The organism is Actinomadura rubrobrunea NBRC 15275 (assembly GCF_001552235.1).
GTDB classification, from domain to species: domain Bacteria; phylum Actinomycetota; class Actinomycetes; order Streptosporangiales; family Streptosporangiaceae; genus Spirillospora; species Spirillospora viridilutea.
The window spans coordinates 1-6,192 of record NZ_BCQU01000162.1 but is presented as its reverse complement, the minus strand read 5'-3'; the positions used below and the strand labels follow the sequence as shown (position 1 = coordinate 6,192).

The window sequence follows — 6,192 nt, the reverse complement described above, 5'->3', positions numbered from 1 at the left end:
CCGCCGTCCCCGGCGGCCGCGGCGCCCGGGACGCGCGTGACGCGGCGGCCGGTGACCTGCCGCGGCACGACGCGGATGAAGTGGTCCCGCGAGCCCGGCGACCACGGCGACAGCGGCAGCCGCGCCAGGCGGGCGCGTTCGGCGGGCGCCGTCACGGCCCGCGCCGGACCGATCAGCGTGACCGACCAGCCGGTGCGGGTCGCCGCGTCGAACTGGTCCGCCTCGAACGCCACGATGGCGCCGCGGGTCGCGGCGGCCAGCTTGGAACCGGGCATGGTCCGGATGACCACGCTGTCGTCGCCGTCGAGGACGAAGTTGACCGGCTGGATCGCCGGCAGCGCCCGATCGGTGAACACGATCCTGCCGATCGGCACCGACCGCATCAGGTCCAGACATTCCCGCGGGCCGAGGATCTGCAGCCCGTCGCTCTCGCGCCTCATGCCTCCACACTCGCCCGCCGCCCGCCCGCGGCGGCAGAGGCGAACGTCACACACCGAGGGGCGGCGCGCCGCCGGACGTCCCCGCCGGCACGGACCTTCGCCCCTGCCGGGGCGGCTTTCGCGAATGGTGCGATTGCCGTGCGCGACCGCGGGGAGGGAGGGAGAGTCCGGCCGACGCGGCGCGCCCGGCGGCCGGGCGGCGGGACGGCCGCCGCCCGCCGCGCGCACCCGACGAGGCGCCGCACGCACCCGACGAGGCGAAGGACGACCGCCATGACACGAGCCCGCGCGCTGACCGACCGCGACCTGGACCTGATCGACGCGTACTGGAGGGCGGCGAACTACCTGTCGGTCGGGCAGATCTACCTGCTCGACAACCCCCTGCTGCGCGAGCCGCTGCGCGCCGAGCACGTCAAACCGCGGCTGCTCGGCCACTGGGGCACCACACCGGGGCTGAACTTCTGCTACGCCCACCTCAACCGCGTGATCAAGGCCCGCGACTTGAACATGATCTACATCATGGGGCCGGGGCACGGCGGCCCGGCGGCCGTCGCCAACGCCTGGCTCGAGGGCGCCTACAGCGAGGTGTACCCGCACGTCCCGCAGGACGCCGCGGGCATGGCGCGGCTGTTCCGGCAGTTCTCCTTCCCCGGCGGCGTGCCCAGCCACGTCGCGCCGGAGACGCCCGGGTCCATCCACGAGGGCGGGGAGCTCGGGTACGCGCTGGCGCACGCCTACGGCGCGGCGTTCGACAACCCCGACCTGGTGGTGGCGTGCATCGTCGGCGACGGGGAGGCCGAGACCGGCCCGCTGGCGGCCGGCTGGCACTCCACCAAGTTCCTGGACCCGGTGCGCGACGGGGCCGTGCTGCCGATCCTGCACCTGAACGGCTACAAGATCGCCAACCCGGCGGTGCTGGCCCGCATCCCCGACGAGGAGCTGCTGTCCCTGCTGCGCGGCTACGGCCACCGGCCGATCATGCTGAGCGGCGACGAGCCCGCGGACATGCACCGGGCGATGGCCGCCGCGCTGGACGAGGCGCTCGACGAGATCGCCCGCATCCAGGCCGCGGCCCGCTCCGGCGCGCTCACCGAGCGGCCCCGCTGGCCGATGATCGTGCTGCGCACCCCGAAGGGCTGGACGGGCCCCAAGGAGGTGGACGGCCTCCCGGTGGAGGGCACGTGGCGGTCCCACCAGGTGCCGCTGGCGGGCGTACGGGACGACCCCGAGCACCTGGCGATGCTCGAGGCGTGGCTGCGGTCGTACCGGCCCGAGGAGCTGTTCGACGCCGACGGCCGTCCGGTCCCGGCGCTGCGCGGCTGCGCCCCGGCGGGGGAGCGGCGGATGAGCGCCAACCCGCACGCCAACGGCGGGCTGCTGCTGCGGCCCCTGAACCTGCCCGACTTCCGCGCCTTCGGCGTCGCCGTCGACAAGCCCGGCCAGACCTCGACCGAGCCCACCCGGGCGCTCGGCGCGTACCTGCGCGAGGTCGTGGCCGCCAACCCCGACAACTTCCGGATCATGGGCCCGGACGAGACCGCGTCCAACCGGCTCGGCGCGGTGTTCGAGGCCACCGACCGGGTCTTCACCGGCGAGCGGTACGGCACCGACGAGCATCTGGGCCCGCGCGGCCGCGTCATGGAGGTGCTCAGCGAGCACCTGTGCCAAGGCTGGCTGGAGGGCTACCTGCTGACCGGGCGGCACGGGCTGTTCAACAGCTACGAGGCGTTCGTCCACATCGTCGACTCGATGTTCAACCAGTACGCCAAGTGGCTGAAGGTCACCCGGCGGCTGCCGTGGCGGCGCCCGGTCGCCTCGTTCAACTACCTGCTGTCGTCGCACGTGTGGCGCCAGGACCACAACGGCTTCACCCACCAGGACCCCGGCTTCCTCGACGTGGTGATGAACAAGAAGCCCGAGATCATCCGGGTGTACCTGCCGCCGGACGCCAACACCCTGCTGTCGGTCGCCGACCACTGCCTGCGCTCGCAGGACCTCGTCAACGTCATCGTCGCGGGCAAGCAGCCGTCCCCGAACTGGCTGCCGATGGACGACGCCGTCCTGCACTGCGCCCGCGGCATCGGCATCTGGGAATGGGCCAGCACCGACGGCGGCGGCGACCCCGACGTGGTGCTGGCCTGCGCCGGCGACGTGCCCACGCTGGAGACGCTGGCGGCGGTGGACCTGCTGCGGCGGTTCTTCCCCGAGCTGCGGGTCCGGGTGATCAACGTGGTCGACCTGATGCGGCTGCAGCCGCCCTCCGAGCACCCGCACGGGCTCAGCGACGCCGAGTTCGACGCGCTGTTCACCGTCGACAAGCCGATCATCTTCGCCTTCCACGGCTACCCGTACCTGATCCACCGGCTCGCCTACCGCCGCGCCGGGCACCCCAACCTGCACGTGCGCGGCTACAAGGAGGAGGGCACCACCACGACGCCGTTCGACATGGTCATGCTCAACGACTTGGACCGCTACCACCTGGTCATGGACGTCATCGACCGGGTGCCGTCGCTGGGCGGGCGGGTCGCGCACGTCCGCCAGCGCATGACCGACCAGCGGCGGGTGATGCGCGCCTACACGCGCGAGCACGGCGAGGACGCGCCCGAGATCCGCGACTGGACCTGGCCCTACTAGGAGCCGCCCCGCCGCCACGAGTCCCGCGAGGGGAGCCGCGATGCGGATACTGACCGTCAACCCCGGATCCAGCAGCCTCAAGCTGAGCCTGCTGGACGACGACGACACCCCGCTGGCCCGTGCCGAGCTCGCCACCGGAGACGGGGGACGGCAGGCCGAGCGCCTGGCCGCCGCGGTCGCGCGGATGCCCTCGCCGGACGCGGTGGGGCTGCGGTTCGTGCACGGCGGCCGCGACCTCACCGAGCCGGTGGTGATCGACGAACGGGTCACCAAGCGGCTGTACGAGCTGACGGACCTGGCGCCCGTGCACCAGCCGCTGTCGCTGTACGCGCTGGGCGAGATCGGCCGCGCCCTGCCCGGCGTCCCGGTCGTCGGCTGCTTCGACACGGCCTTCCACGCGCGCCTGCCGGACGCCGCCGCGACCTACGCCGTCCCGGCCGAGTGGCGCGAACGCCACGGCCTGCGCCGGTACGGCTTCCACGGCCTGTCCTACGCCTACGCCACCCGGCGCGCCGGGCAGCTGCTGCGCGCCGACCCGGCGACGCTGCGCATGGTGATCTGCCACCTGGGCTCCGGCGCCTCGCTGGCGGCGGTGGCCGGCGGCCGCTCGGTCGACACCACGATGGGGTTCACCCCGCTGGAGGGCCTGGTGATGGCGGGCCGCGCCGGAAGCATCGACCCCGGGATCCCGCTGTGGCTCATCCGCCACGGGCTGTCCGCCGAGGAGATCAACGACGCGCTCGAGCACCGCTCGGGGCTGCGCGGCCTCGCGGGCACCGGCGACATGCGGCGGCTGCGGGCGCGGGCCGCCGAGGGCGACGAGACCGCGGCCTTCGCGCTGGACGTCTACCACCACCGCCTGCGCGCCTGCGCCGCCGCCATGGCGGCCGCGCTGGGCGGCCTGGACGCGCTGGTCTTCACCGGCGGCGTCGGCGAGCACGACGCCGAGACGCGCCGCCGCCTCGGCGAGGACCTGCGCCACCTCGGCGTCGCCGTCGACCCGCAGGCCAACGCCGCCGCCCGCGGCGACGCCGAGATCACCGCCGGGGACGCCCTCGTGCGCACCCTCGTGGTCACCTCCCGGGAGGACCTGGAGATCGCCGCGGGAGTGCGCGCCGCCCTGTCCGCCGCGTGACGGGAGCCGCCCGGGCGGCTCGTCCGGGGCGTACTCGGCGCCCGGCGGCCGCCGCCGCTCGAGACCTGGGATCAGGCGGGCCGGTCGCGACTCCAGGCGGCGCTCGCCGGGGCCCGCTCACTGGTTCGTGGACGCGGGGGCGGAGGCCGGGATGCGCCGGCCGGAGAAGATCCGCGGGGTGATGCGGACGAAGTGCTCGCGTTCGCCCGGGGCCCACGGGCGCAACGGCAGCCGGCGCAGCTTCTCCAGCTCGTCGGGCTCGGTGACGACGCGGGCCTGTCCGACGACCACGACCGACCAGCCGGTCCGGGACTCGACGTCGAAGTCGTCGGCCTCGAAGGCGACGACGGCGTTGCGCACCGCAGCGGCGAGCTTGGACCCGACGGAGGTGCGGATCACCACGTCGCCGTCCACCAGCGCGAAGTTCACCGGTTGGACGGCGGGCAGGGCCCGGTCGGTGAACACGATGCGGCCCACGGGCGCGCTCGCCAACAGCGACCGGCACTGGGCGGTGTCCAAGATCTCCAGTCCGCTGCGATCAAGAGGCATGCGCCCCAGCCTGCTCTCCGCCCCGGAGCGCGAACCAGGGGCGAAGGTCCCTGGATCGGCGTCCGGAGCCGGGGGCGGCGTACGGTGCGGCGACGCGGCGGACTCGGGAGACTCGCCCGTCTCGCGGGTCGGCCCCGCGGCCGGCGCCGGGCGGTCAGCGGTCGCGTCCGCCATCGGCGCGCTCCGACTTCAACTGCGCGGCCAGCGCGGCGGCCTGCGTGCGGCGGCTCATGCCGAGCTTGGCGAAGAGGTTGGACACGTAGTTCTTGACCGTCTTCTCGGCCAGGAACATCCGTTCGCCGATCTGCCGGTTGGTCAGACCCTCGCCGATCAGCTCCAGGATCTGCCGCTCCTGGTCGGACAGGGCGGCCAGGGGGTCCTTGCGCTCCTGGCGTTCGCGCAGCCGGCGCAGCATGCGCTGGGTGCTGCGGGGATCCAGCAGCGACTGGCCGGAGGCGACGGTGCGGACGGCGCCGACCAGGTCCGAGCCGTGGATCTGCTTGAGCACGTAGCCGGCGGCGCCGGCCATCACGGCGTCGAACAGCGCGTCCTCGTCGTCGAAGGAGGTCAGCATCAGGCAGGCGACCTCGGGCATGGCCGAGCGGATCTCCCGGCAGACGCTCACCCCGTCGCCGTCGGGGAGCCGCACGTCCAGGACGGCCACGTGCGGGCGGGCGGCGGGGATGCGGGCCAGCGCCTGCTCGGCCGAGCCCGCCTCGCCCACGACCTCGATGTCGTCCTCGGCCGACAGCAGCGCGGCGACGCCGCGCCGGACCACCTCGTGGTCGTCCACGAGAAAAACCCGGACAATTTCCTTTTTATCGGCCGTTGGACCTGCCATGACACCAATCCTCTAGTCTCTAACTGTCCACTGTTCGACGCTAACCGCGCGGCGAACGCTCCGAAAGCACCAAGGTCCCCGATGGTCGGGACCAAGGTCCCGAATGCCGACGGCGGGCCCGGTCGAGGAATGCTGATCCCGTGATCGACGACGGCTCCCGCGCCGAGGCGGCACTGCCGATGCTGCGGCAGCTGCGGCTGGACGATCTGCTGGCCGAGCTGCAGGCGCGGCTGGAGACGGCGCGCGCCACCCGCGACCGGGTGCACGCCCTGCTGGAGGCGGTCGTCTCCGTCGGCGGCGAGCTGGACCGCGACTGCGTGCTGCGCCGGATCGTCGAGGCCGCCACGGCGCTGGTCGACGCCCGCTACGGCGCCCTCGGCGTGATCGGCGAGGAGGGCGAACGGCTCGTGGAGCTCGTCACCGCGGGCATGACGGACCGCGAGATCGGGGCGATCGGGTGCCGTCCGCGCGGGCACGGCGTCCTCGGCCTGCTCATCAAGGAACCGTGCGCGCTGCGGCTGGCGGATTTGAGCCGGCATCCCGAGTCGTGCGGTTTCCCGCCGCACCATCCGCCGATGCGCACGTTCCTGGGT

General features: G+C 73.9%; 5 protein-coding genes and 1 pseudogene. 3 read left to right on the top strand and 3 right to left on the bottom strand.

Features of this window, described 5'->3' with window-relative positions; all coding sequences use genetic code 11:
- Positions 1–440 (bottom strand): pyridoxamine 5'-phosphate oxidase family protein (locus tag AR3_RS28310; RefSeq protein ID WP_083952213.1); only part of this gene is annotated, 440 nt, incomplete at its 3' end.
- Between the two features lie 273 nt (positions 441–713).
- On the opposite strand from AR3_RS28310, the gene AR3_RS28305 reads away from it, so the two are divergent.
- The gene (locus AR3_RS28305) at positions 714–3,074 is read left to right on the top strand and encodes a phosphoketolase family protein (protein WP_067918603.1); all 2,361 of its coding nucleotides are present in this window, start codon (positions 714–716) and stop codon (positions 3,072–3,074) included.
- Between the two features lie 40 nt (positions 3,075–3,114).
- On the top strand, positions 3,115–4,209 hold the full coding sequence (locus AR3_RS28300; protein ID WP_067918600.1) for an acetate/propionate family kinase: 1,095 nt from the start codon (positions 3,115–3,117) through the stop codon (positions 4,207–4,209).
- Positions 4,210–4,326: 117 nt separating this feature from the next.
- On the opposite strand, the gene AR3_RS28295 is transcribed toward AR3_RS28300, so the two are convergent.
- Positions 4,327–4,758, bottom strand: a complete 432-nt coding sequence (locus AR3_RS28295; RefSeq protein WP_067918598.1) for a pyridoxamine 5'-phosphate oxidase family protein — start codon at positions 4,756–4,758, stop codon at positions 4,327–4,329.
- A 154-nt stretch (positions 4,759–4,912) separates the two neighbouring features.
- Complete coding sequence (locus AR3_RS28290) at positions 4,913–5,599, bottom strand: response regulator transcription factor (protein WP_067918596.1); 687 nt, start codon at positions 5,597–5,599, stop codon at positions 4,913–4,915.
- Positions 5,600–5,739: 140 nt separating this feature from the next.
- Between AR3_RS28290 and AR3_RS28285 the strand changes: the two are divergent.
- Positions 5,740–6,192, top strand: a pseudogene (locus AR3_RS28285) (GAF domain-containing protein); the annotation flags it as partial.